This is a genomic window from Fimbriimonas sp. LA-C6 (assembly GCF_055398105.1).
This window is the reverse complement of sequence record NZ_AP038796.1, coordinates 467,168-489,879: the sequence shown is the minus strand read 5'-3', so window position 1 is coordinate 489,879 and position 22,712 is coordinate 467,168. Positions and strand designations below refer to the sequence as shown.

Below are 22,712 nucleotides of genomic sequence, written 5' to 3'. Positions count from 1 at the left end.
CGCTCTTATACGGTTGCTTGGTGTCTTTTTGGTCAGCTCTGGCGGTGGCGGGTGTGTTTGCTAACCCTATCCTACAGACCCTGATCCGGCTCAAGAGTCGTCAAACCGTCAGCCAATTCGCTCCTGAGGGACACCAGAAGAAACAGGGCACACCCACCATGGGAGGGCTCATCGTTGTTCTAGGTGCACTCGCTGCTTTTGGGGTGTTGGCTGCACGCGGTTCAACCTTTACGCCTCAGTTCGTTCTGCTGGTTGGATTCGCCGCGATTGGATTCATCGACGACTTCGTGGTCCCAAGAGTGTTTCCAGGCAAGCGAGGTTTGGGTTGGAAGCAGAAGATCCTCATGCAGTTCGGACTCGCAATCGCTGCTGCGTTGCTGTGGCGTGGCACGTTTGATCTAGCTGCTGCGGAGATGGTGTTCTTGGTCCTGTTCTTCTCCAACGCCTACAATTTCTCCGATGGCTTGGACGGTCTGGCAGGGACGTTGCTGCTTGGACTTGGGTTTGGCTTGACGGGTATCGCAATGATGGTCGGAGCACCCGAGTCAGTAGTGACCACGCTGATCGCGCTTATGGGTGCGATCGTTCCATTCCTATTCTTAAACGCGCCGCCAGCAAAGGTCTTTATGGGCGATGTTGGGTCGCTTCCCATTGGAGCGCTTGTTGGCTACGTAGTTACCGTGATTGCCATACCACCTAAAACGCCAGACAGCTTCCGACTGCTTGCCTGGACGAACAATGGTCTGACCATCAGTTCCGGACAAGTGTTGGCGGCTCTAGCTGTGGTGAGCATCATGATGGTGGTTGAGCTTGTTCCCGTGCCTTTGCAAGTTCTTTCTGTAAAACTCAGAAAGAAAAAGCTCTTCCCCTACACCCCGATCCACCATGCATTTGAAAAAGCAGGCTGGCCCGAGAGTCGAGTGGTTTGGATGTTTGCACTTATCCAAGTGCTGTGTTCCGCATTAGCCATCGCAATTCTTCTCGGAATTCCTGCCCGACCAGCACCAGTGCTAGAACGACCGACGGTTATGCGATGACAGGCAAGCGAATTGCGATATTTGGGCTTGGAAGAAGCGGAATAAGCGTTGGAAAGGCAGCGTTGTCGCTAGGTGCCGTTCCCAAAGTCTATGACGAGCAGACTGCAGACAACCTGGCCAAGAAGGAGATTCTTGTCGAAGCGCAAGATATCGGTTTGGATGTCGAACTCGGCTGGAAGGGGCAGTTCGCGGAAGCCGCTCCAGACCTTATCGTCGCGAATCCTGCCATTCCTAAGACTCACCCAAGACTGGTTGCTGCCCTAGCTGCTGGGTTGAAGGTGATCAGCGAGGTTGAGTTTGCCTATCTCATTAGCAAAGCTCCCATCATCGCGATCACGGGAACCAACGGGAAGAGCACGACCACCGTGATGACCTACTTGGTTCTCAAAGCATGCGGCGAAGAACCCGTGCTCTGCGGCAACATCTTTGGCTCGGGGTACGACGAGCAGCCACTCACAGAGGCAGCGCTCAACAGTACTCCTCATCAAATTCTCGTGGCGGAGATCAGCTCTTTCCAACTGGAATGGGTGGATCAGTTTCAGCCAGTCAGTGCTGCTATTACGAACATAGAAGAAGATCACCTAGATCGCTACGAGTCGTTCCAGGAGTATGCGAACACCAAGAAGCGGATCTTTGCCAGGCAGACAGCCGATAACTTCGCAGTGGTCCAGGAAGCGGACCGGGAGTTTGTCCAGGGTAGCACCGCCAGAGTGTTGAGTTTCGATGGGCAGGCAACCGATCTTGAAACCTTCAAGATCCTATCGACCGTGCTTGAGAAGACGGACTTTCCTTTCTCAGAACCACACAACTTCCGAAATGCAAGCATGGCCGCCCTGTTAGTCTACGGCGTCTTGAATTGGAAGGCCGTGCGAGATTCCAACTCAAATGCTGCCCGGATCTTGGCAGGCGCCGGACCCGATTCGCTTCCACGCGAGATATCTGAGGGCCTCAAACAGTTTAGGCCACTTGCACATCGTATGGAATGGCTGGGTGTCAAACATGGGATTCGTGTCAACAACAACTCTATGTGCACCAACCCTGATGCTGTCGTGAATAGCGCCATTGCGACTGGGGCGACATGTCATTTACTGGTCGGTGGAGTCAACAAGAACTCCGACTTCGCGCCGCTCAAATCGTATCTTGCTGGAAACCCTCATCAGGTCTACCTGTATGGACGTGACGCACTTTCCATCAATGGCGAGCTAGGAGATATTTGGCCTGTGTTCGAGACTATGGCGGAGTCTTTCCATGAGGCCACAGCGAAAGCCAGCAATGGGGAAGTGATCATGTTAGCGCCTGGGTGCGCCAGCACGGATCAGTTTAGAGACTTCCGACACCGTGGTGACGTCTTCAAAGAATTAGCTAAGGAATGGCTAGAAACATGAACCGAACGAAGAGCATCTTTGATCCATGGCTCCTCCTGTTCGCATCGCTGGCAACGGTGATGGGACTGCTGTTCATTTTTGACGCCGGATACGCTCGGTCGATTGGGGCCGAGAAGGGGTTTGTACCCCCTGAATTTCGAAGCCAGATTATCGCACTCGTGCCTGCTCTGTTGGTGTGCTGGGGGGCCAGTAAAGTGTCGCTTGACATCTGGCTTAAGCTAAGCAAACCGATCTGGATCGTCACGCTGATCTCACTGGTTCTTGTGCTGAAGTTCGGCCACCTCATGAACGGTGCCCGACGCTGGATCGATGTAGGGCCGATTCCGATCCAGCCTGCTGAGTTCGCCAAAGTTGCGACCGTTCTCTACCTTGCAGGAATCTTTGCCACCCGCCAACCATGGACAAAACCTAAGCCAAGCAAGGATTGGGCTCAGTGGATGGACAGAGTATTCGTGCCGAAGTTCATCCGAGCATTACCCGCTGTCCTCGTCCTGCTGGCCGTCGGTCTTATTGAGAAAGAGCCTGACCTAGGCACGGGTGCCGTGGTGGCCGTCATCGCGTTTGCCATGTTCATCCCTGGCGGTGTAAGCAAGACAAGCATCGCCATTGCGCTTGCGTTTGCGGTAGTGGGTGGCTGGTGGATGGTCCGCAACGAACCTTACCGCATGGAGCGGATCGTCAACCATGTGAACCGCTGGAGTGAGAAGAATGTGGACGACACCGGCTTCCAGACAGTGCAGGCAGAGCTTGCAATGGCGAGCGGAGGAATCACGGGTGTAGGAATCGGCAACGGACGCGCGAAGCAGGTCATCCCAGCTCCGACCACGGACTTCATCATGGCAACGGTCGGGGAGGAGTTCGGTCTCTTGGGTGCGGTCGCCGTAATGGCTGTGATCGCAGCTGTTGTATGGCGAATTCTAATGCTCGCAGCCAAGGCCCCTTCTATGTTTGGCGGACTGATTCTCTATGGTGCAGCGGCTTGGATTGGCATTCAGGCTTGTGTGAACGTCATGATGGCCAATGCTTTGCTTCCTGCAATCGGCATCCCTTTGCCATTCATCAGCTCTGGTGGAAGCAGCCTCCTTGCGCTGTGGGGCATGGTGGGGATTTGCCAGGCCGCGATGCAACAATCGTCTCCAAAGCCTGAACCAAAGGCGGTTGTAGACACACGACGTGCAGCGCCTCGAAAGAAAAAGAAGAGGCTTTCAAGAGTCTGAATATGCGTTTGGTTATTACGGGTGGCGGCACCGGGGGACATATCTACCCGGCATTGGAAGTTGGGAGATTAGCTGAGAAAGATGGCGCGGAGCTGCTTTATCTAGGCTCACTCAGAGGGCAAGAAGGCGAGATTTGTCGCCGTTTAGGGATTCGGTTTGAGGGATTTCCGAGTGAGCCGGTTTACAGTCTAAAGACTCCGCGTGGCTGGAAGGCGTTGGCTCGCTTGGCGAAGGCGACAAAGCTGGCGAAGGTAGCACTCAGGGCAGCACATCCCGACGTAGTGTTTTCGACCGGTGGTTACAGTGCAGCCCCTATCATGGCCGCCGCTCGCTCGCTCCGAATCCCTTATGTAATTCATGAGTCGAATAGCGTCCCAGGGCGATCCAATCGAATGTTTGCGGCGAAGGCTAAGGCAGTGAGTTGTGTATTTCATGCGACTCTCCAGCATCTACCCATGGCCGTTCGAACTGGCCAGCCGATCCGCGAGGAGCTACGCAGTGCGGTTGGTCAACGGAATCCTGCAACGAACGAAGTGATTGTCCTGGGTGGGTCTCAAGGTTCGGCCTTTCTGAATGAGGCAGTGATTGGTGCAGGTCGCCTCAACAATGCCCAGTTCCTGTTAGCCGCAGGGAAGGGCAATTTTGAGAAAATCAAGGACCAAGCGTCAGAGAAGCTTCGAATCTATCCGTTCTTAGAAGCTCCTGAATTGGTGCAAGGGTATCAGCAAGCGACCATTGCCATTGCTCGAAGTGGGGGAACAGTGGCAGAGTTCGCCATGTTTGGACTGCCGTCTATTCTCATTCCCCTGCCTTCTTCCGCAGACGATCACCAACTTCACAATGCAAGGGAGTTGGCTTCCTTGGGTGGAGCGACAGTGTTAGAACAGAGTCATGTCACTGCTGAGTCGCTTTCACGAGCAGTTGACGAATGGCTAAGTGATGCCGAGCGTAGAGAACGTGCTGCAAAGGTTTTGATGGATTGGGACGTTCCCGATGCGACAGAGAGAATAGTCCGTCTCATGGGGTGAAGTGAGGGCCGGTCTATGCCGGCCCTTTTGCTAGGTTTACTTAGCTTTTGCGAGGCTTGGCGGGAGTAGAACCGTGTCGATCACATGGATGACACCGTTTGTGCAGAGAATGTCTGCCTTGGTGACGGTTGACTTATTGAATCGAACACCATGCTTGTTGATCTTGACGGTGACCTTTTCACCCTCAACTGTCTTAGCCTTGAGTCCGTTCTTGAGGTCGGTTGAGAGAACCTTCCCGGAAATGACGTGGTAAGTGAGCACCTTCTTGAGGAGCTCCTTGTCTCCAGCAAGCTTGGCGAGAAGTGCCTTTGGAACCTTCGCGAAGGCCGCATCGCTTGGAGCGAGTACGGTGAATGGGCCTGCACCTTTCAGGACATCAACGAGTCCGGCGTCCGTCACAAGCTTGGTGAGGGTCTTAAAGCTGCCGGCCGAGACAGCGGTGTCGACGATATCTTTACTCTGCGCAGCAAACGATGCTGTTGCGAGCGTGAGCATGGCAAGTCCGGTTGTAAGAATCTTGTTTTTCATGGAATGTCCTTCTTTGGCTTCCGATCGAATCGGTACTAGGATATACGCGGTGATTTCATACGTATCACCAAATAGTGATGTTTATTTCCGTAGGAATTGCGACATATCTCGCTAACATCTGGTTGCCTACTCATCGTTTGGCCCCATGGGTTGACACGGTCGATGATCTCAAGTCATAATTTCAAATTGTCTGGAGTCCGTATGGGTTTCAGATAGATCACGTCTGAGGAGGCAACTGCCGGGTTCTCGGGAACTTTTAATTAGTGACCACATCTAGCACCCTAAGCACTGCACCTCTTTGCGTGAAAAGCGAAGGGGTTTTTTGATGCCTAGAGCATGAACCCAAAAGACGAAGCGAACATGAAACAATTTAGAGGTGTGAATGCCAACCGTTAACCAATTGGTGCGCAAGGGGCGCAATGCGCCCAAGGTCAAGTCAAAGTCTCCTGCGTTGAAGAGCAATCCGTTCAAGCGCGGAGTTTGCACAATCGTGCGAACAATGACGCCGAAGAAGCCAAACTCCGCTCTTCGAAAGACGGCTCGTGTGCGCCTTACTAATGGTATTGAGGTTACGGCATATATTCCTGGTGAGGGTCACAACCTCCAGGAGCACTCCGTTGTTCTCGTTCGCGGTGGTCGTGTGAAGGACCTTCCCGGTGTCCGATATCACATCGTCCGTGGAACGCAGCAGACCGCAGGTACCGCCAAGCGCATGCAGGGTCGATCCAAGTATGGAACGAAGCGACCTAAGGCCGGTGCAGCAGCTGCTCCAGCAAAGGGAGGTAAACGATAATGCCAAGAAAAGGACCCGCAGTTAAGCGTGTGGCAGTTCCAGACCCGATTTACCACTCGGAGATGATCACTCGATTCATCAACCGAATGATGGTTGACGGAAAGAAGGTCACTGCAGAAAAGATTTTTTACGGCGCAATGAAGATTTGCGAAGAGAAGGCAGGCGTACCGGCTGTCGAAGTCTTCGACAAGGCTCTTCAGAACGCGATGCCAACCGTTGAGGTTCGACCTCGACGTGTTGGTGGACAGACCTATCAGGTTCCTATGGAAGTTCGACCTGATCGACGACGAACCTTGGCTCTTCGCTGGCTCATTGCTAACGCCCGCAAGCGCTCTGGTAAGACGATGATCGATAGGCTTTCATCGGAATTCTTGGATGCATACAATGGCACCGGCTCTACCATTAAAAAGCGTGAGGACACTCACCGTATGGCCGAGGCTAACAAAGCATTCGCTCATTACCGTTTTTAATAACCCATAGAGGAACAAAATGCCCCGAAGTCACCCCCTAGAACTCGTTCGGAATATCGGAATTGCCGCTCACATTGATGCCGGTAAGACTACAACAACCGAACGAATCCTTTTCTACACCGGTAAGTCACATAAAATCGGTGAGGTTCATGAAGGCGCTGCTACCATGGACTGGATGGAGCAAGAGCAGGAGCGTGGTATTACCATCACTTCTGCTGCTACATCCTGCTTCTGGAAGGGCTCCAAGGGTGATAAGCCCGAGCACAAGATCAATATCATCGACACACCTGGACACGTTGACTTTACTGTTGAAGTAGAGCGATCACTGCGTGTCTTGGATGGTGCCGTTGCTGTGTTCTGTGCAGTGGGTGGCGTTCAGCCACAGTCTGAGACTGTTTGGCGCCAGATGAATAAGTATAAGGTCCCTCGAATCATCTATGTAAACAAGATGGATCGATTGGGCGCTGACTTTTACACCGTTCTCGCTCGTGTTAAAGAGCGACTCGGTGCAGTGGTTGCTCCTGTGCAGATTCCGATTGGTGCTGAATCAGACTACCTTGGCTACATTGATCTCATTACGATGCGTGCCGCTATCTACGATACGGATGACGACAAGGGTAAGACTTTCCGCGAGACCGAAATTCCTGCGGACATGAAGGCCAAGGCTGATGAGTTCCGTGAGATTATGATCGAAGCCATTTCGGACTTCGACGATTCGATCATGGAGCGATTCCTTGAGGGTGAGGATATCCCAGCAGATGATATCCGAGCTGCCTTGCGAGCAGGAACGATCGCGAACAAGGTCGTGCCAATTCTCTCTGGTTCATCCTTTAAGAATAAGGGAGTTCAGGCAATGATCGACGCGGTCGTTGACTATCTTCCTAGCCCGCTTGAAAAGGGTGAGATTAAAGGCGTCAATCCAGATACAGAGGAAGAGATCGTCCGGCATGCAGATGATAAGGAGCCATTCTCAGCGCTTGCATTCAAGATCATGAGCGACAAATATGTTGGTCGTCTTACATTCTTGCGTGTTTACTCTGGCGTTCTGAAGAAGGGAACACCAATCACTGTTGCTTACCGCGATCCACAGACGAACGACTTCCGAACTCGCACCGAACGAATTGGTCGAATCCTTGAGATGCACGCCAATAGCCGAAACGATATTGACGAAGTTTACGCTGGTGACATCGTAGGCGTCATCGGTCTCAACGACGTCAATACCGGTCACTCGATTTGCGACAGTGATCATCCGATCGCTTTGGAGAGCATCAAGTTCCCAGAGCCGGTTATCCAAATCGCGATTGAGCCTAAGAGCCGCGCAGACCAAGAAAAGCTTGGTTCTTCGCTTCAGCGCTTGGCTCAAGAAGACCCAACTTTCCGAGTCTTTACTGACCAGGAAAGCGGACAGACGATTATCTCTGGAATGGGTGAGCTTCACCTTGAGATCATCGTGGACCGACTCAACCGTGAGTTTGGTGTTCAGGCAAACCAGGGTAAGCCTCAGGTTGCCTATCGAGAAACAGTTCGCGTCAAAGCGAAGGCAGAAGGTCGCTACATCCGCCAGACAGGTGGTTCCGGTCAGTACGGACACTGCTGGATCGAGATGGAGCCACTCCCTGCTGGATCAGGTTTTGTTTTCGAGAACAAGGTCACGGGCGGTACCATTCCTAAGGAATACATTCCTGCCTGCGAAAAGGGAATTCGAGAGGGTCTCATTAGTGGAATCCTCGCCGGCTACCCTGTCGTAGACATCAAGGTATCCTTAACGGAAGGTTCGTACCACGAAGTGGACTCGAACGAAAACGCGTTTAAGCAAGCGGGACTCCTCGCTTTCCGGGAAGCAATGAAGAAAGCTAACCCGGTTCTCAAGGAGCCTATCATGCACGTAGAAGTGACCACCCCCGAGGGTAACGTTGGTGACGTCGTTGGCGACATCAACAGCCGTCGAGGTCGCATCGAAGGCATGGAGCAAGCTACAGGCGGTGTTACCGTTGTGAATTCACACGTACCGCTTTCTGAGATGTTCGGCTATGTAACCACGCTGCGGTCTTTGACCCAAGGCCGGGCCCAGCCGAATGTGACCCCTTCGCACTACGAAGAGGTACCAAACAACATTGCCGCGGAAATTACCGCGAAGGCCGCAGGCGGCCGCTAAGGAAGGAAACTGAATCATGGCACGAGCTAAATTCGAGAGAAACAAGCCGCACGTCAACATTGGCACAATCGGTCACGTTGACCACGGCAAGACATCGCTCACCGCGGCGATCACTGGTACGCTAGCCCTCAAGGGTCTGTCGAAGAAGGTCTCTTACGCAGAGATCGACTCCGCACCTGAAGAAAAGGCTCGCGGAATAACCATCAACATCTCGCACCAGGAGTACGAGACGGCAACGCGACACTATGCGCACGTCGACTGTCCTGGTCACGCTGACTTCATCAAGAACATGATCACCGGTGCTGCCCAGATGGACGGCGCTATCCTGGTTGTGTCCGCGACTGACGGTCCTATGCCACAGACTCGAGAGCACATCTTGCTTGCTCGACAGGTCGGTGTTCCATACATCGTCGTCTTCATCAATAAGGTTGACCTCGTTGATGACGAAGAGCTCATCGAGCTCGTCGAAATGGAAGTTCGAGACTTGCTCAGCAAGTACGGATTCCCAGGCGATGACACACCAATCGTGAAGGGTTCGGCTGTTAAGATCATCGAGGCTCTGGAAGCAGGTAAGCCAATCGAAGATCCAGCTTACAAGCCAGTTCTCGATCTGATGGATCAGGTTGACAGCTTCATCCCTAACCCAGAGCGCGACAAAGACAAGGCATTCTTGATGGCTGTCGAAGACGTGTTCACGATCACGGGTCGTGGAACGGTCGCTACCGGTCGTGTTGAGCGTGGTCAGCTGAAGTCCATGGAAGAAGTTGAGATCGTTGGTCTTTCCGAGGCTCCTCGAAAGACTGTCTGCACTGGTGTTGAGATGTTCCGAAAGACTCTCGACTACTGCGAGGCAGGCGACAACGTGGGTCTTCTTCTCCGAGGCGTCGATCGAACAACGATTGAGCGCGGAATGGTTATCTGTAAGCCAGGTTCCATTAAGCCTCACCGAAAGTTCAAGGCAGAGGTTTACGTTCTGTCCAAGGACGAAGGCGGACGACATACCCCATTCGTTACCGGATACCGACCTCAGTTCTTCTTCCGAACAACTGACGTTACCGGTACGCTGGCACTCCCAGACGGCGTCGAAATGGTTATGCCTGGTGACAACATCACGATGACCATCGAGCTGATCGAAGGTAAGCCAGTTGCTATGGAGCAGGGTTCCAAGTTCGCTATCCGTGAGGGTGGTCGAACCGTTGGTGCAGGCACCATCACCGAAATCCTCGACTAATATCGAAGATTGAAAACTTCAAACGGACATCTGCGAAAGCAGGTGTCCGTTTTGTTTTGTGGATATCATATGTTCAATGGCATCCGAGTTTGAAGTGCTAAGCGAATCCCTTGAATTTGATCTTTGGGCGAACACCATCTGGATCAATTATCTTTCGGAAAAAGGGTGGCCGGAGAAAGAGCGGGAGGTGATGCTGCACGTCCTAGGTGCGCTGGATCTTTGGTTAGCTCGCAGTACCGGCACTTTTCCAGAAAGAATGCCGACGCCAGTGGTGTCCGTTGAATCCCTGAACAGCCTGATAGAGGGGTGGCGACAGGCGCTAGATCAGAATCAGGACAACCCAGAAATCAGTTACAAGCGCTTTAATGGCGATGAACTGCGTAGCTCCTTTTATCAGATACTAAGACATGTCATCGATCACGGTACCTACCATCGCGGTCAGCTTCGCCAAATGGCGGATGAGCGAGGTTGGGATGACTTCCCAGAGACCGGTCTGATGTTGTTCTACATCACAACCGGGAAACGGTAGCTCAACTCGGGTACAATACTGCGTCCGCCGAGAGGTTGGGGCATCCGCCAGATGCCTGTTATTCGCGGTGGTTAGGATTATATCAATGGCAGGAATCAAAGTAAGAATTCGCCTTCGCGCGTACGATCACCGAATCATCGACCAGTCGGCTGAGAAGATCACCGACACAGCAAAGCGCACCGGTGCAAGAGTTTCGGGTCCAATCCCCCTCCCAACCAACATCCGCCGCTTCTGTGTCATCCGCGGACCCCACATCGACAAGGAGTCGATGGAGCACTTCGAGCTTCGCACCCACAATCGACTCATCGATATTCTTGAACCAACCAACAAGACCATCGACGCGTTGATGCGACTCGACCTGCCAAGCGGCGTCGATATCGAAATCAAGTCTGCTTAAGTCTAGGTAACCATATGTAAATGAGGTCGTCTTTCGGGGCGGCCTTTTTTGTTTGCGGATGTTATCGGCTAGTTTAAGGGTGCCAAGAGGGCGCGTAAGAGTCATTTCTTGCGTGACGAGCGATACCTACCGATGGGGGAGTTTCAAGCTTGGAACCGTCATCGAGAACGCATCGAGTATGCGCGGATCCGGTGAGATTTCCCGCAGGCCTGAAGAAAGCCATGCCCGGTAATTAAGCCTTCGGGGAACTAAACGCGACTTCGTGTGGAATAATCATATAGATGCCGAGGGGCGCTGCGATCTTGTGCGTACAAGACCAGGCTCGGCAAGTTCCCCGAAACCGGGAGAATGAAAACGGCGCTCGTGGATCTTGGGTTCGCGGGCAATATCTTGCCTGGGTACCTGTAAACAGAGCAAGAAAATGAATACCGTTCAAAATGCAAACGACTACCACGTTGCAGATCTCGGCCTAGCGGCTTGGGGAAAGAAAGAGATCTTGATCGCCGAGACCGAAATGCCCGGCCTTATCGCGATTCGAGAAGAGCTAGCACCTAGCCAACCCCTCGCTGGCGCACGAATTGCCGGATCGCTGCACATGACGATCCAAACTGCTGTTCTCATCGAGACACTCCGCGCTCTTGGCGCCGATGTTCGATGGGCTAGCTGCAACATCTACAGCACACAAGACCACGCCGCAGCAGCCATCGCTGCAGGCGGAACTCCTGTCTTCGCCTATAAGGGTGAGAGCCTGGAAGACTATTGGGAATACACCCATCGCATCTTCGAGTGGAGCGACGGTGGCACGCCGAACCTTATCCTCGACGACGGTGGAGACGCAACTCTTCTCATCCTGCTAGGCAGCCGAGCCGAGTCTGACGCCACGGCCATCGCCAACCCCACAAACGAAGAAGAGCGAGTGCTCTACGCGGCAATCGCCAAGCGTCTCAAGGATAAGCCAGGCTTCTATTCGAAGATCAAGCAGAACATCCTCGGCGTCAGCGAAGAGACCACCACCGGCGTCCACCGCTTGTATCAGCTCCAGAAGGAAGGCCGCCTGCCGTTCCCTGCATTCAACGTGAACGACAGCGTTACCAAGTCCAAGTTCGACAACCTCTACGGCTGCCGAGAGAGCTTGGTCGATGCCATCAAGCGCGCGACAGACGTAATGATCGCGGGCAAAGTCGCAGTCGTCTGCGGCTATGGCGATGTGGGCAAGGGAAGTGCTCAGGCTCTCCGAGCACTCAGCGCCCAGGTTTGGGTCACAGAAGTAGACCCCATCTGCGCTCTACAGGCTGCAATGGAAGGCTACCGAGTCGTCACCATGGATGAAGCAGCCAGCCAAGGCGACATCTTTGTGACCTGCACGGGCAACGTCCATGTCATCACTCACGGCCACATGGCTGCGATGAAGGATGAGGCGATCGTCTGCAACATCGGTCACTTCGACAGCGAAATCGACGTGGCTTCTCTCGAAGGCTACACCTGGGATGAGATCAAGCCTCAGGTGGACCACGTCGTGTTCCCAGACGGCAAGAAGATCATTCTGTTGGCCAAGGGGCGCTTGGTCAACCTCGGCTGCGGAACTGGCCACCCATCCTACGTGATGTCCTCCAGCTTCGCCAACCAGGTCCTGGCTCAAATCGAGCTGTGGCAAAAGAAGGGCGAGTATGCACCAGGCGTCTACGTTCTGCCTAAGATCTTGGATGAGAAGGTTGCACGGCTTCAGCTGAAGAAGCTCAATGCCAAGCTCAGCACCCTGCGAAACGAGCAAGCTGAGTACATCGGCGTTCCGGTTGAAGGCCCTTACAAGCCAGACACCTACCGGTACTGAAAACAATGCGGGATGGGGCTCACGTCCCATCCCTTTTCTGCGTCCCCAAAGGATTCAATACGAATCATCTCCACGATTCGAACATTAAATTTTGTGTTTTCGGGTATAGTTGACCCTTGTGCGCTTCGTGTGCACATAGATCGCTTCAAGGTATCGTGGCTGCGCGACCCGTCTGGGCAACGCGGTGTAGTTTAAAAACTACCTACTGGCAACGAATCCGCAGGAAGCGAAGGTGGAAAATTATGCTGTCCGGAATCCTGGGCACGAAGATCGGTATGACCCACCTCTTCACAGAGGAAGGGAAGATGGTTCCTGTAACTGTCGTACAAGCCGGTCCCGTTTACGTAACACAAATTAAAACAGAAGAGAACGACGGTTACACTGCAGTCCAAGTGGGCTATGGCGAAGCAAAAGAGAAGAATATCACCTTCCCTAAGTTTGGTCACCTCAAGAAAGCAGGCGTAACTAAGAACCTCCGGACTCTGAAAGAGTTCCGCGTGAAGAGCACAGACGGCTTGAGTCTCGGTCAAGAGATCGGCGTCGATATCTTCGCAGATGGAGAGGTTATCACTGTAACCGCAAATAGTAAAGGTCGTGGTTTTGCTGGTGGCGTTAAGCGCTATCACTTCCGCGGTCAGCACATGACCCACGGTTACATGACTCACCGACGACCATTGTCGAGCGGTGCAACTGGTCCACAGCGCGTTTTCAAGGGCGTTAAGAAGCCTGGTCACATGGGCGACGCTCAGGTAACTCAGAAAGGCCTTAAGGTCGTGAAGATCGATACAGAGCGAAACCTCATCCTGATCGACGGTAGCGTTCCTGGTCCTAATGGTGGATTCGTGATCATTAACAAGGTGGCTAAATAACCATGGCAACTAAGAAATCTGACGCCAAGGGTGCAACCGTTAGCGAGAAGCTAGCAAACGCTCCAGTTAAGTTGGTCTCAACTCACCGTGCTGTCGTTGCTGAAGAATCCAACAGTCGTCAGGGTACGCAGTCTGCAAAGACTCGATCTGACGTTCGTGGTGGTGGTCGCAAGCCGTACAAGCAGAAGAAGACAGGTAACGCTCGACAGGGTACTGTTTCTGCTCCTCACTACCGTCACGGTGGTATGGCGCTGGCAGTTAAGCCTCGCGACTACGACAAGAAGATCAACAAGAAAGAGCGACGAGCCGCCATCCTGGGTGCGTTCTCAGCTCACAACGAGGCAGGCAATGTGTCGGTGGTCGAGACTATCGCTTTTGCAGAGCCAAAAACAAAGAACGCTACCGCGCTTCTGAAGTCCCTCGGACTTGAGAATGCACGCCGCGTGCTTGTGATTCTTCCTCAGTACGACGAAGTGACCTACAAGTCGTTCCGAAATATCCCTAACGTAACCGTCCGCACAGCACCTGCATCGACTGCTGGTGGCGCTGAGGCAGTGAAGACTGCGGTCTTCTCAACTCGCGACATCCTAGTAGCTCACAAGATTGTGGTTGCACAGGGCGCTCTTGCTAAGATGGAGGAGGTCTGGGCTAAATGAGAGACCCATACTCGATCATTGTTCAGCCGCACATTACTGAAAAGTCGGTAGCTCTTTCTTACGGCGACAGCCGAATCCGAGAAGAGTCCGAACTCGTGCGCAAATACACTTTCATCGTGTCCACAGATGCCAACAAGATCGAAATTAAACAAGCGATCGAAGCTATCTACAACAACGGCAAGAAGAAAGAGCAGGCGATTGACGTAACTTCCGTGCGAACCATCAAGGTTCTCGGTAAGAAGCGCCGCCGAACTCAGAAGAGCAGCGGCTATGAGCCCAATCGCAAGAAGGCGATCATAACGCTGGCTAAGGGTCAATTGTTGGAGGATTACGGAGTCTAAGATGCCAACAAAACCAACAAAACCAACATCCCCAGGACGTCGCCACGCGATTAAGTCGACCTATTCGGAAGTTACCAAGGGTAAGCCAGAAAAGTCGCTTACCAAGGCTAATCCAAAGAGCGGTGGACGAAACAGCTACGGTCGAATTACTTCCTTCAACATTGGTGGCGGTAACAAGACTCTGTATCGCGTCATCGATTTCAAGCGAGACAAAGACGGAATCCAGGCTAAGGTCGCAGCGATCGAATACGATCCAAACCGAACTTGCCGAATCGCACTCCTTCACTACATGGACGGAGAGAAGCGATACATTCTGGCTCCTCGAAACCTAGCGGTTGGAACTCGAGTTGAGAGCGGCGAAGGCGCAGACATTCTGCCCGGCAACTGTCTCCCACTCAAGAACATTCCTCTTGGTACGCTCGTTCACAACATTGAGCTACAGCCGAAGAAGGGTGGACAGATGGTCCGCGCTGCTGGTGCTTCTGCTCAGGTGATGGCGAAAGAAGGCTCTTATGTAACTCTCCGACTTCCAAGCGGCGAAATGCGAATGGTGCACAACACCTGCCGCGCAACCGTTGGAGAAGTAGGTAACGCTGAGCACGAGAACGAGGCGATCGGTAAGGCCGGTAAGAACCGCGGTCTTGGTCGCAAGCCACACGTTCGTGGTGTTGTTAAATCACCTCGCGACCACCCACACGGTGGTGGTGAAGCGAAGTCGCCAGTCGGACGTAAGAAGGGACCTGTTGACCGATGGGGCAACAAGGCTCTTGGTACCAAGACTCGAAGCAACAAGCGAAGCAATAAATTTATCGTACGTAGGAGAAACGGATAAGGAAGACCTGAGGTTGGCCGCCTGAAAAGGCGGCCAACCCAGGGTCTCCTAGACCCTCCCCTCGTGCCCTGCCCCGGCAGATAAAAAGGGGCATCACAGGAATCAAATGGCAAGAAGCTTAAAAAAAGGTTATTTTGTTGATGATCACCTTATCAAAAAGGTGAATGCACTCAACGCCACTGATGAGAAGAAGCTCATCAAAACATGGAGCCGACGCTCCACGATCATCCCTGACATGATCGGTCACACATTCGCCGTCCATGACGGTCGAAAGCACGTCCCAGTCTTCGTAACCGAGAACATGGTCGGTCACAAGTTGGGAGAATTTGCGCCTACTCGAACTTACCGCGGTCACCAGGGCGGCATCCCAGAAAGGGGGGCCAAGCTGCGCTGAGAGAGCAAGTAGCCTGGCAACAGAGCCTGTTTAGGTTCTACGGCCAAGCGACGAGCCTCCTCAAGTGGGTAATATAAGCGGCTTCGCGGCCACTTATGGGATAACTACGATGGAAGTACGAGCAGTCTCAAAATACGTAAGAGTGCAGCCACGCAAAGTTCGCATTATCGCGGACGAAGTGCGTGGAAATAGCGCAACGCACACAGCCGCGTTGCTGCGCTATCACACTAGCAAGAGTGCCAAGGCACTGCACAAAACTCTAGTTCAGGCTATGGCCAATGCAGCAGAAAATCACGGCATTGCACCAGAGAACCTGAAAATTAGCTCAATCATGGTCGACGAGGGTCCTCGTCTTAAGCGAATGCGAGCTCGCGCCATGGGTCGAGGTAATCAAATTATCAAGAAGACCAGCCACATCACTGTGGTAGTCGAAGATTTCGAACCAGCGAAGGCCGTCAAGCCACATGGCACAAAGGCTAAGCCAAGACCAACGTTCGCCAAGCCAAAGGCAGCTAAGAAGTCAGCTCCTAAGGCAGAAGTAGCAGAAGAGCCAGTAGTCGAAGCAACGCAGGTAGAAGAAGTAACAACAACGGAAGTTGTTGAAACCACTGCTCCTGAGGTAACCGAAGCAGCAGTCGAATCCACACAGGCAGAAGCCACGACCGAAGAGGCAGCCGCCTCTGACGATAATAAGGAGACGGTGTAAGTTGGGTCAGAAGATTCATCCAGTCGGCTTCCGCGTTGGTGTAATCCGCGGATTCGACAGCCATTGGTTCTACGGTAAGAAAGGCTACGGTCCTGCGCTTTTGCAAGACGACCGTATCCGACGATATATTAAGCGACGAACAGGTCTCGGAAACGTTAGCCGAGTCGAAATCGAGCGCGCAGCCAACCGCATTAAGGTCACGATCTTCACAGCTCGTCCTGGTGCAATCATTGGTCGCGGCGGTAAAGGTATCGACGAACTGACAGATACCTTGAACCGAATGGTTCGACGCGCAGATCCTACAAGCGTTGTGCAGGTGAACGTCACTGAAGTTCGCCAGCCAGAGCTTGATGCTCAGCTCGTTGCAGAGAATATCTGCTTGCAGCTTGAGAAGCGAATCAGCCACCGACGTGCGATGCGACAGGCAATGACCCGCGTCATGCGAATGAACGGACGAGGCATCAAAGTTCTCGTTTCCGGTCGATTGGGTGGTTCGGAAATTGCACGAAGCGAAGGAGATAAGACCGGTAAGATCCCTCTCCACACTCTTCGAGCAGACATCGACTACGGTCAGGCAACGGCTCATACCATGTATGGATCGGTTGGCTGTAAGGTTTGGATCTACAAGGGCGAAGTTCTTCCTGAGAAGAGAATGAAGCCAAACGAAGAAGGTCCAGGCTCACAGGGGCCTCGACGACGCGAGCGACGAGATCGACGCGACAATCGAGATAACCGAGGGCCAGAGGCATTTGCTGCAACTCAGTCCGCAGCTCCAGCGCCGGCACCAGCACCAGAGCAACCAGTCCAGACCGAAACCACTGGAGGCGAAGCCTAATGTTAATGCCAAAGCGCGTCAAAGAAGGCCGACGTAAAATGCACCGCGGTCGAATGAAGGGTAAAGCCACTCAGGGCAACACCATTTCGTTCGGCGATTACGCGATCGTTGCACAAGAGCCAGCTTGGATTACGAGCCGACAGATTGAAGCTGCTCGTATTGCGATGACCCGCCACATCAAACGTGGTGGAAAAGTCTGGATCCGCATCTTCCCAGATAAGTCCTACACCAAGAAGCCACTCGAAACCCGTATGGGTAAGGGTAAGGCTCCTGTTGAAGGATGGGTAGCTGTTGTGAAGCCAGGTCGCGTGATGTTTGAAATGTCCGGACCAGCAGAAGAAGTTGCCAAGGAAGCGATGCGACTTGCCATCTTCAAACTGCCAATCCGATGCAAGTTCATGACGAAGCGAGACTTCGAAGCGACTCAGGTCGCAAAGCAGGAGGCCACGGAGGAAACCGCCACGGCCTAAGCCGCGGTCCCCTGGAAAATACTATGAAAGATACGAAAGCTAGCGACCTAAGGGATAAGACGGTGCCCGAGCTAGAGGCTCTCATTGCAGAAGCACGAGCAGACCTTTACAAAGCTCGACGAGACTTGGTATTTCGCCGCGTCACCGACACGGCGAGCATCCGAGTGCGACGGCACAACATTGCTCGCATCCTCACTGTAATCGCAGAGAAGAAGGGAGGCAAATAATGGCAGAGCAAGAAGTTGTGACGGCTACCGAGCGAGGCGCTCGTAAGGTTCGACAGGGAATCGTTGTATCCAACAAAATGGATAAGACGGTTGTTGTGAAGATTGAGCGACGAGTTCAGCACCCTCTCTACGGAAAGGTTGTTCTTCGAACCAAGAAGTTCAAGGCTCACGACATCCTTGGATGCGACGAGGGAGACCGAGTCGAGATTATGGAAACACGACCCATCAGCAAAGATAAGCGATGGCGCGTGTCCCAGATCCTCGAAAAGGTGAAGTAAAGCAAACGGTTTATCCGTTTGCCAAGATAATGGGCGTCTTAACCGACGCCCTTTGCCACGCCAAACTTGCTTCGTGTAAGGGAGGCCTCTGGAAATGGAAGGAAATTCGGAATGATTCAACAGTTCACAAGGCTTAAAGTGGCCGACAACTCAGGAGCACGCGAAGTTATGTGTATTCGCGTTCTTAAGGGTTCTCAGCCTCGATATGGTCGAGTTGGCGACGTGATTGTAGCGTCGGTCAAGTCTGCCACCCCTAACATGCCTGTTAAGAAGGGCGATGTTATCAAGGCAGTTATCGTTCGAACCCGACGCGCAGTGCGACGAGTTGACGGTAGCACCCTGCGGTTCGATGACAACGCTTGCGTCGTCATTAACCCAAACAACCTAGAGCCCCGCGGCACCCGTATCTTCGGACCAGTGGCTCGTGAGCTCCGAGACAAGAACTTTATGAAGATCGTCTCGCTGGCACCGGAGGCCCTGTAATGCCTACTAAGGCCGAAATTAAACTCAACGCAACCCACATCAAGCTGAAAGTCCGAAAGGGCGACAAGGTCATGATCATTGCCGGTAAAGATAAAGGCAAGGTCGGATTCGTTGCAGCTGTTGCACCAAAGGAGCGCAAGGTCATCGTCCTCGAAGAAAACACCGAGAACGCTGAGCAGCCATTGCCTTTGAACGCAGCTATCAAGCACCGAAAGGCCAAGGCTCAAGGCGAGCGATCCGCTCGTATCAAGATCCCTGTGCCCATCCATGTCAGCAACGTGATGGTGCTCGATCCTAAGACCAATCAGCCTAGCCGAGTTGGTCGAAGACTCGAGGATGGCAAGCTCGTTCGATACGCTAAGAAGAGCGGTCAGAACCTTGTCGATGCAGATTACAAGGCTTTCTAAGGAAAGCCTTCACAACAAGCCTGGTCAGTAATCAGGCAAAGGAAAACCCATGGCACGCAAACAGAAAGAAGAAGTTCAGCAGGGAAGCATTACTCTGCCAACGCCCCGTCTCCGAAAGAAGTACAAGGACGAGGTTCTCCCTAAGCTCCAAGAGCAGTACAAGTACAAGTCGGTGATGCAGGTCCCTAAACTGGACAAGATCGTCATCAACATGGGTACAGGCGCTGCAGAAAAGGATCCAAAGCACCTCGAGAACTCAGTCCGCGACATGACCCTCATCTCGGGTCAGAAGCCGATTGTTACCACCGCAAAGAAAGCTATCTCCAACTTTAAAGTTCGAGAAGGCATGAAGATCGGATGCAAGGTAACTCTTCGCGGCGACCGCATGTACTACTTCTTCGACAAGTTGGTCACAGTTGTTCTCCCCCGAATCCGAGACTTCCAAGGTCTCTCGCCAAAGAGCTTCGATGGCCGCGGCAACTACGCGCTCGGTCTCAAAGAGCAGTTGGTTTTCCCTGAAATCCCATACGACACCTTCGACAGAATCCGTGGTATGGACATCGTAATCTGCACAACCGCGCAGAACGATGAGGAAGCACGATCCTTCCTCAAAGCAATGGGCCTCCCACTTCGCGAGAAGTAAGAAGCACCTTCAACAGCTTACAAAGGCGGTGACTCCAAGAGTCACCGCCTTTGTTGTTTGTGCTTATGATATGCTTCGTGGGTCCACCCGACCGCTATGATCCACGCACTCATCCTCGCTTCTATCCTTTCCACTCAGACCAAGTCACCCGCGCAGTCTCCATACGCAAACGTGCTCAATTACTCGGGGACAGTTGACAAGCCTGATACAAAGGGCGTTTGGCCAATGTTCGATCAGGGCTCGTGGTTTGGATTTGCTAACGCTTCGCCTGATTCGAAGGAGGTAGGAGGCTTTCTTGGCCCCTACACGATCAACTCCGGGGGGTGGGTTGGTGGACCAATTGGGCATCTCATCATTTCAGATGGTGGCCAGAATGTTGTTCTGACTAATGCAGACGCACATGTCTATAGTCTCCCTGGCAGACTGGTTCAAGAGTTCAAAACACCTCGTCTTAGTATCACCCTGTCTCTAGTATTTGCTAGTTCCAGCACTGCCTTGTTGGTGACCCAAATTAGGAATGTGGCTGCTGAGGTAGCCGCCCTCGATCTTAATTGGCTAGGACAGACCTTTGGAAATGACGTAAGCGTCCAGATAAAGCAAGCTGACAACGACCAACGGCTAAGCTTTAAGATGAAGTCGGGAGAGTGCTTTGATCTCAGATTCTTGCCTCTCCTTAAGCCATACGCCGGGGGCATCGAACCCAAAAATGGTTCCCTTTACGGCGTGTACCTGAAGGATGAAAGCGCGAAGCCTAATCCAAACTACAGGCACATATCCCCCGGACATATCAGGTTAGATGCGCAGAAGACCTTCACTTCGGCCTATGCCATTAGCTATTCATCGACCAAGTCCGGTCCAGGAGATTCTAATGACCAAGTTAACAAGTGGCTAGCCAACCCTGAGAAGGTCCTCGCCGAAAATAAGTCCCGCTGGGACCGATACCTCCAGCGACTCATCACCCCCGAACTCAAGAAGAAGCCACTCAACCAGCAGCGACTAGCAGTAAAGTGCTTCCAGACCCTCCTCAGCAACTGGAAAGCGCCCAACGGCGACATCCTACACGAAGGTGTCTTCCCATCGAACTTCGACTTCGCCGGCTTCTGGCCCTGGGACTCTTGGAAGCATGCTTATGCCCTAGCCGACATCGCCCCGGAGCTCGCGAAGAACCAGATCCGAGCCATGTTCGACTACCAAGACGCAGTGGGCATGATCGCGGATACCGTCAATTACGACAAGAAACAGAACAACTGGCGCAACACAAAAGCCCCCCTTTCCGGATGGGCCGTTTGGAAAGTCTTCGAGGAGACAGGCGATAGAACCTTCCTCAAAGAGATGTATCCCAAAGTAAAGCTGTATCACGAGTGGTGGTACAAGAACCGAGACCACGATAAGAACGGCCTCTGCGAATACGGCTCAACCGATGGCACTCGACAAGCAGCCGCCTGGGAAAGCGGCATGGATAACGCCGTACGATTCGACAACGCCAAGATGGTCCAGAACGGCCTCAAAGCTTGGTCACTCGATCAAGAATCAGTGGACCTCAACTCCTACCTCTACCTCGAAAAACGATGTCTGGTGAGCATGGCTAAGGCGCTCAACCTAAGAGACGAAGCTACCAAGTTCGATCTCGATGCCGACGACCTTAAACTCAAAATACGAAAGGCATTCTACGACCCCGAGAGCGGCTACTTCTTCGACAGAAGACTCGGAACCCACGCGCTGATCAAGGAATACGGACCAGAAGGTTGGACTCCCTTATGGACCCAAGTCGCAACACAAGATCAAGCAAGCAAGGTTTCGATGCAAATGCTTAACCCCAAACGCTTCTACACCAAACTACCGCTGCCGACCCTCGATGCAAGCAATCCAAAATTCGACCCCAACAATGGATACTGGCGCGGACCCGTTTGGCTGGATCAAGTCTATTTCGGCATCGAAGGCCTCCGGAACTACGGATACACTGCGGAGGCAGACACCGTGCAGAGACTGCTCCTCGAAAATGCCAAGGGACTGCTCGAATCGGCTCTCCCCATTCGAGAGAACTATCATCCGATTACCGGAGAAGGACTCAATGCGAACCACTTCAGTTGGTCGGCAGCACACCTTTTAATGCTTCTAAGAAAGTAAGATTCTCACGTGACGGCAACCTTAAGAAAGTGGAAAGCCCTGTTCTCAATCTTCTTCCAAGAGGGGATTGCGTACCGGGCAAGCGGCGTGATCTGGATCATGACCGACGTGGTGACGGCCGTCACAATGCCTCTTGTGTGGGCAAATGCCTCACGCGGCGGACCAGTAGGCGGCTTCACCTCCAGCGACTTTGTGCTGTACTACCTATCGTTCCTCATGGTGCAGTCCTTCGTCACCTCCCACGTTCTCTGGGACGTCGCCATGGAGATCAAAGAAGGCCAGTTCTCAAACTATCTCCTCCGGCCCATCTCTTTCTTCCAGCTGAAGTTCATTTCCAACTTCACATGGCGTCTCATTCGCCCGACCTTGTTCCTGCCGTTCTTTCTACTGTTTCTCTATCTGTACAGAGGGTATCTATCGGGCGCCCACGTCCACATGGGCTGGACATTCTGGGCTTCACTGTTCATGGGCCACGCCCTGAGCTTTACCTTTGTGCTCGCCTTGTCAATGATTGCGCTCTACACCCAGGAAGCGATGGCGATCTTCGAGGTCTACTACGCGCCCATGATGTTCTTGTCGGGGCAACTGTTTCCTATCGCCGTCCTGCCGCAGTGGGCGCAGAAGCTCGCTATGTTCTTGCCGTTCTACTTCACGGCAGGCGCACCTACCGAGATCCTTGTCGGGCGCGTTGCAGATGACCGAGTGCCTCAAATCTTGTTAGGACAAGCCCTCTGGCTGGTGTTCTCCTACGTCATGTTTCGCGTGCTTTGGAAGAATGGCCTCAAGCACTACAGCGGTGTCGGGATGTGATGTCGATTTGAGTAAATCGACGACCGTTATACA

The 22,712-nt window shown here is 53.0% G+C and carries 27 protein-coding genes and 1 riboswitch; of the genes, 26 read left to right on the top strand and 1 reads right to left on the bottom strand.

Annotated elements, in window-relative coordinates; translation table 11 throughout:
• The first annotated feature begins 20 nt into the window (after positions 1 to 20).
• The 4 genes from ACZ51B_RS02380 to ACZ51B_RS02365 are packed head-to-tail and all read left to right on the top strand — an operon-like array spanning position 21 to position 4,667.
• On the top strand, positions 21 to 1,037 hold the full coding sequence (locus ACZ51B_RS02380; protein WP_464295632.1) for an MraY family glycosyltransferase: 1,017 nt from the start codon (positions 21 to 23) through the stop codon (positions 1,035 to 1,037).
• The gene (gene murD, locus ACZ51B_RS02375) at positions 1,034 to 2,422 is read left to right on the top strand and encodes a UDP-N-acetylmuramoyl-L-alanine--D-glutamate ligase (RefSeq protein WP_464295631.1); all 1,389 of its coding nucleotides are present in this window, start codon (positions 1,034 to 1,036) and stop codon (positions 2,420 to 2,422) included. The genes ACZ51B_RS02380 and murD overlap by 4 nt, the downstream gene beginning before the upstream one ends.
• Positions 2,419 to 3,639, top strand: a complete 1,221-nt coding sequence (locus ACZ51B_RS02370) for an FtsW/RodA/SpoVE family cell cycle protein (RefSeq protein ID WP_464295630.1) — start codon at positions 2,419 to 2,421, stop codon at positions 3,637 to 3,639. Before murD ends, ACZ51B_RS02370 begins: the two co-directional genes overlap by 4 nt.
• 2 nt (positions 3,640 to 3,641) lie before the next feature.
• Complete coding sequence (locus ACZ51B_RS02365) at positions 3,642 to 4,667, top strand: UDP-N-acetylglucosamine--N-acetylmuramyl-(pentapeptide) pyrophosphoryl-undecaprenol N-acetylglucosamine transferase (RefSeq protein ID WP_464295629.1); 1,026 nt, start codon at positions 3,642 to 3,644, stop codon at positions 4,665 to 4,667.
• Positions 4,668 to 4,703: 36 nt separating this feature from the next.
• Here the strand turns inward: ACZ51B_RS02365 and ACZ51B_RS02360 are convergent, their stop codons facing one another.
• Positions 4,704 to 5,195, bottom strand: coding sequence for a fasciclin domain-containing protein (locus tag ACZ51B_RS02360; RefSeq protein ID WP_464295628.1), 492 nt, complete (start codon positions 5,193 to 5,195; stop codon positions 4,704 to 4,706).
• A 382-nt stretch (positions 5,196 to 5,577) separates the two neighbouring features.
• Between ACZ51B_RS02360 and rpsL the strand changes: the two genes are divergently transcribed.
• The 22 genes from rpsL (at position 5,578) to ACZ51B_RS02250 (ending at position 22,679) form a co-directional block, all read left to right on the top strand.
• On the top strand, positions 5,578 to 5,988 hold the full coding sequence (gene rpsL, locus ACZ51B_RS02355) for a 30S ribosomal protein S12 (protein WP_464295627.1): 411 nt from the start codon (positions 5,578 to 5,580) through the stop codon (positions 5,986 to 5,988).
• Positions 5,988 to 6,458, top strand: coding sequence for a 30S ribosomal protein S7 (rpsG, locus tag ACZ51B_RS02350; RefSeq protein ID WP_464295626.1), 471 nt, complete (start codon positions 5,988 to 5,990; stop codon positions 6,456 to 6,458). The genes rpsL and rpsG overlap by 1 nt, the downstream gene beginning before the upstream one ends.
• 19 nt (positions 6,459 to 6,477) lie before the next feature.
• Positions 6,478 to 8,613 (top strand): elongation factor G, encoded by a 2,136-nt coding sequence (fusA, locus tag ACZ51B_RS02345; protein WP_464295625.1) that lies wholly within the window; start codon positions 6,478 to 6,480, stop codon positions 8,611 to 8,613.
• A gap of 16 nt (positions 8,614 to 8,629) precedes the next feature.
• Complete coding sequence (tuf, locus tag ACZ51B_RS02340; protein WP_464295624.1) at positions 8,630 to 9,844, top strand: elongation factor Tu; 1,215 nt, start codon at positions 8,630 to 8,632, stop codon at positions 9,842 to 9,844.
• 76 nt (positions 9,845 to 9,920) lie between these two features.
• Positions 9,921 to 10,373 carry a DinB family protein gene (locus ACZ51B_RS02335; RefSeq protein WP_464295623.1) on the top strand — a complete coding sequence of 151 codons (453 nt, stop codon included), beginning with the start codon at positions 9,921 to 9,923 and terminating at the stop codon, positions 10,371 to 10,373.
• Between the two features lie 85 nt (positions 10,374 to 10,458).
• On the top strand, positions 10,459 to 10,770 hold the full coding sequence (gene rpsJ, locus ACZ51B_RS02330; RefSeq protein ID WP_464295622.1) for a 30S ribosomal protein S10: 312 nt from the start codon (positions 10,459 to 10,461) through the stop codon (positions 10,768 to 10,770).
• A gap of 280 nt (positions 10,771 to 11,050) precedes the next feature.
• Positions 11,051 to 11,140: riboswitch (S-adenosyl-L-homocysteine riboswitch) on the top strand.
• Between the two features lie 51 nt (positions 11,141 to 11,191).
• Positions 11,192 to 12,601, top strand: a complete 1,410-nt coding sequence (gene ahcY, locus ACZ51B_RS02325) for an adenosylhomocysteinase (RefSeq protein ID WP_464295621.1) — start codon at positions 11,192 to 11,194, stop codon at positions 12,599 to 12,601.
• Between the two features lie 242 nt (positions 12,602 to 12,843).
• The gene (gene rplC, locus ACZ51B_RS02320; RefSeq protein WP_464295620.1) at positions 12,844 to 13,470 is read left to right on the top strand and encodes a 50S ribosomal protein L3; all 627 of its coding nucleotides are present in this window, start codon (positions 12,844 to 12,846) and stop codon (positions 13,468 to 13,470) included.
• Between the two features lie 2 nt (positions 13,471 to 13,472).
• On the top strand, positions 13,473 to 14,126 hold the full coding sequence (rplD, locus tag ACZ51B_RS02315; protein ID WP_464295619.1) for a 50S ribosomal protein L4: 654 nt from the start codon (positions 13,473 to 13,475) through the stop codon (positions 14,124 to 14,126).
• On the top strand, positions 14,123 to 14,467 hold the full coding sequence (rplW, locus tag ACZ51B_RS02310; RefSeq protein WP_464295618.1) for a 50S ribosomal protein L23: 345 nt from the start codon (positions 14,123 to 14,125) through the stop codon (positions 14,465 to 14,467). The genes rplD and rplW overlap by 4 nt, the downstream gene beginning before the upstream one ends.
• A gap of 1 nt (position 14,468) precedes the next feature.
• On the top strand, positions 14,469 to 15,299 hold the full coding sequence (gene rplB, locus ACZ51B_RS02305; RefSeq protein ID WP_464295617.1) for a 50S ribosomal protein L2: 831 nt from the start codon (positions 14,469 to 14,471) through the stop codon (positions 15,297 to 15,299).
• Between the two features lie 106 nt (positions 15,300 to 15,405).
• On the top strand, positions 15,406 to 15,693 hold the full coding sequence (gene rpsS, locus ACZ51B_RS02300; RefSeq protein WP_464295616.1) for a 30S ribosomal protein S19: 288 nt from the start codon (positions 15,406 to 15,408) through the stop codon (positions 15,691 to 15,693).
• Between the two features lie 109 nt (positions 15,694 to 15,802).
• Positions 15,803 to 16,399, top strand: a complete 597-nt coding sequence (gene rplV / locus ACZ51B_RS02295) for a 50S ribosomal protein L22 (protein WP_464295615.1) — start codon at positions 15,803 to 15,805, stop codon at positions 16,397 to 16,399.
• A gap of 1 nt (position 16,400) precedes the next feature.
• Positions 16,401 to 17,234 (top strand): 30S ribosomal protein S3, encoded by an 834-nt coding sequence (gene rpsC, locus ACZ51B_RS02290; RefSeq protein ID WP_464295614.1) that lies wholly within the window; start codon positions 16,401 to 16,403, stop codon positions 17,232 to 17,234.
• The gene (rplP, locus tag ACZ51B_RS02285; protein WP_464295613.1) at positions 17,234 to 17,704 is read left to right on the top strand and encodes a 50S ribosomal protein L16; all 471 of its coding nucleotides are present in this window, start codon (positions 17,234 to 17,236) and stop codon (positions 17,702 to 17,704) included. Before rpsC ends, rplP begins: the two co-directional genes overlap by 1 nt.
• Before the next feature lie 23 nt (positions 17,705 to 17,727).
• Positions 17,728 to 17,931, top strand: coding sequence for a 50S ribosomal protein L29 (gene rpmC / locus ACZ51B_RS02280; protein ID WP_464295612.1), 204 nt, complete (start codon positions 17,728 to 17,730; stop codon positions 17,929 to 17,931).
• Positions 17,931 to 18,209, top strand: a complete 279-nt coding sequence (gene rpsQ, locus ACZ51B_RS02275) for a 30S ribosomal protein S17 (RefSeq protein WP_464295611.1) — start codon at positions 17,931 to 17,933, stop codon at positions 18,207 to 18,209. Before rpmC ends, rpsQ begins: the two co-directional genes overlap by 1 nt.
• Positions 18,210 to 18,320: 111 nt before the next feature.
• On the top strand, positions 18,321 to 18,692 hold the full coding sequence (rplN, locus tag ACZ51B_RS02270; RefSeq protein WP_464295610.1) for a 50S ribosomal protein L14: 372 nt from the start codon (positions 18,321 to 18,323) through the stop codon (positions 18,690 to 18,692).
• Between the two features lie 44 nt (positions 18,693 to 18,736).
• The gene (gene rplX / locus ACZ51B_RS02265; RefSeq protein WP_464297162.1) at positions 18,737 to 19,099 is read left to right on the top strand and encodes a 50S ribosomal protein L24; all 363 of its coding nucleotides are present in this window, start codon (positions 18,737 to 18,739) and stop codon (positions 19,097 to 19,099) included.
• Positions 19,100 to 19,148: 49 nt separating this feature from the next.
• Complete coding sequence (gene rplE, locus ACZ51B_RS02260) at positions 19,149 to 19,742, top strand: 50S ribosomal protein L5 (RefSeq protein ID WP_464295609.1); 594 nt, start codon at positions 19,149 to 19,151, stop codon at positions 19,740 to 19,742.
• Between the two features lie 96 nt (positions 19,743 to 19,838).
• Complete coding sequence (locus ACZ51B_RS02255) at positions 19,839 to 21,869, top strand: MGH1-like glycoside hydrolase domain-containing protein (protein ID WP_464295608.1); 2,031 nt, start codon at positions 19,839 to 19,841, stop codon at positions 21,867 to 21,869.
• 9 nt (positions 21,870 to 21,878) lie between these two features.
• On the top strand, positions 21,879 to 22,679 hold the full coding sequence (locus ACZ51B_RS02250; protein ID WP_464295607.1) for an ABC transporter permease: 801 nt from the start codon (positions 21,879 to 21,881) through the stop codon (positions 22,677 to 22,679).
• Positions 22,680 to 22,712: the final 33 nt, after the last annotated feature.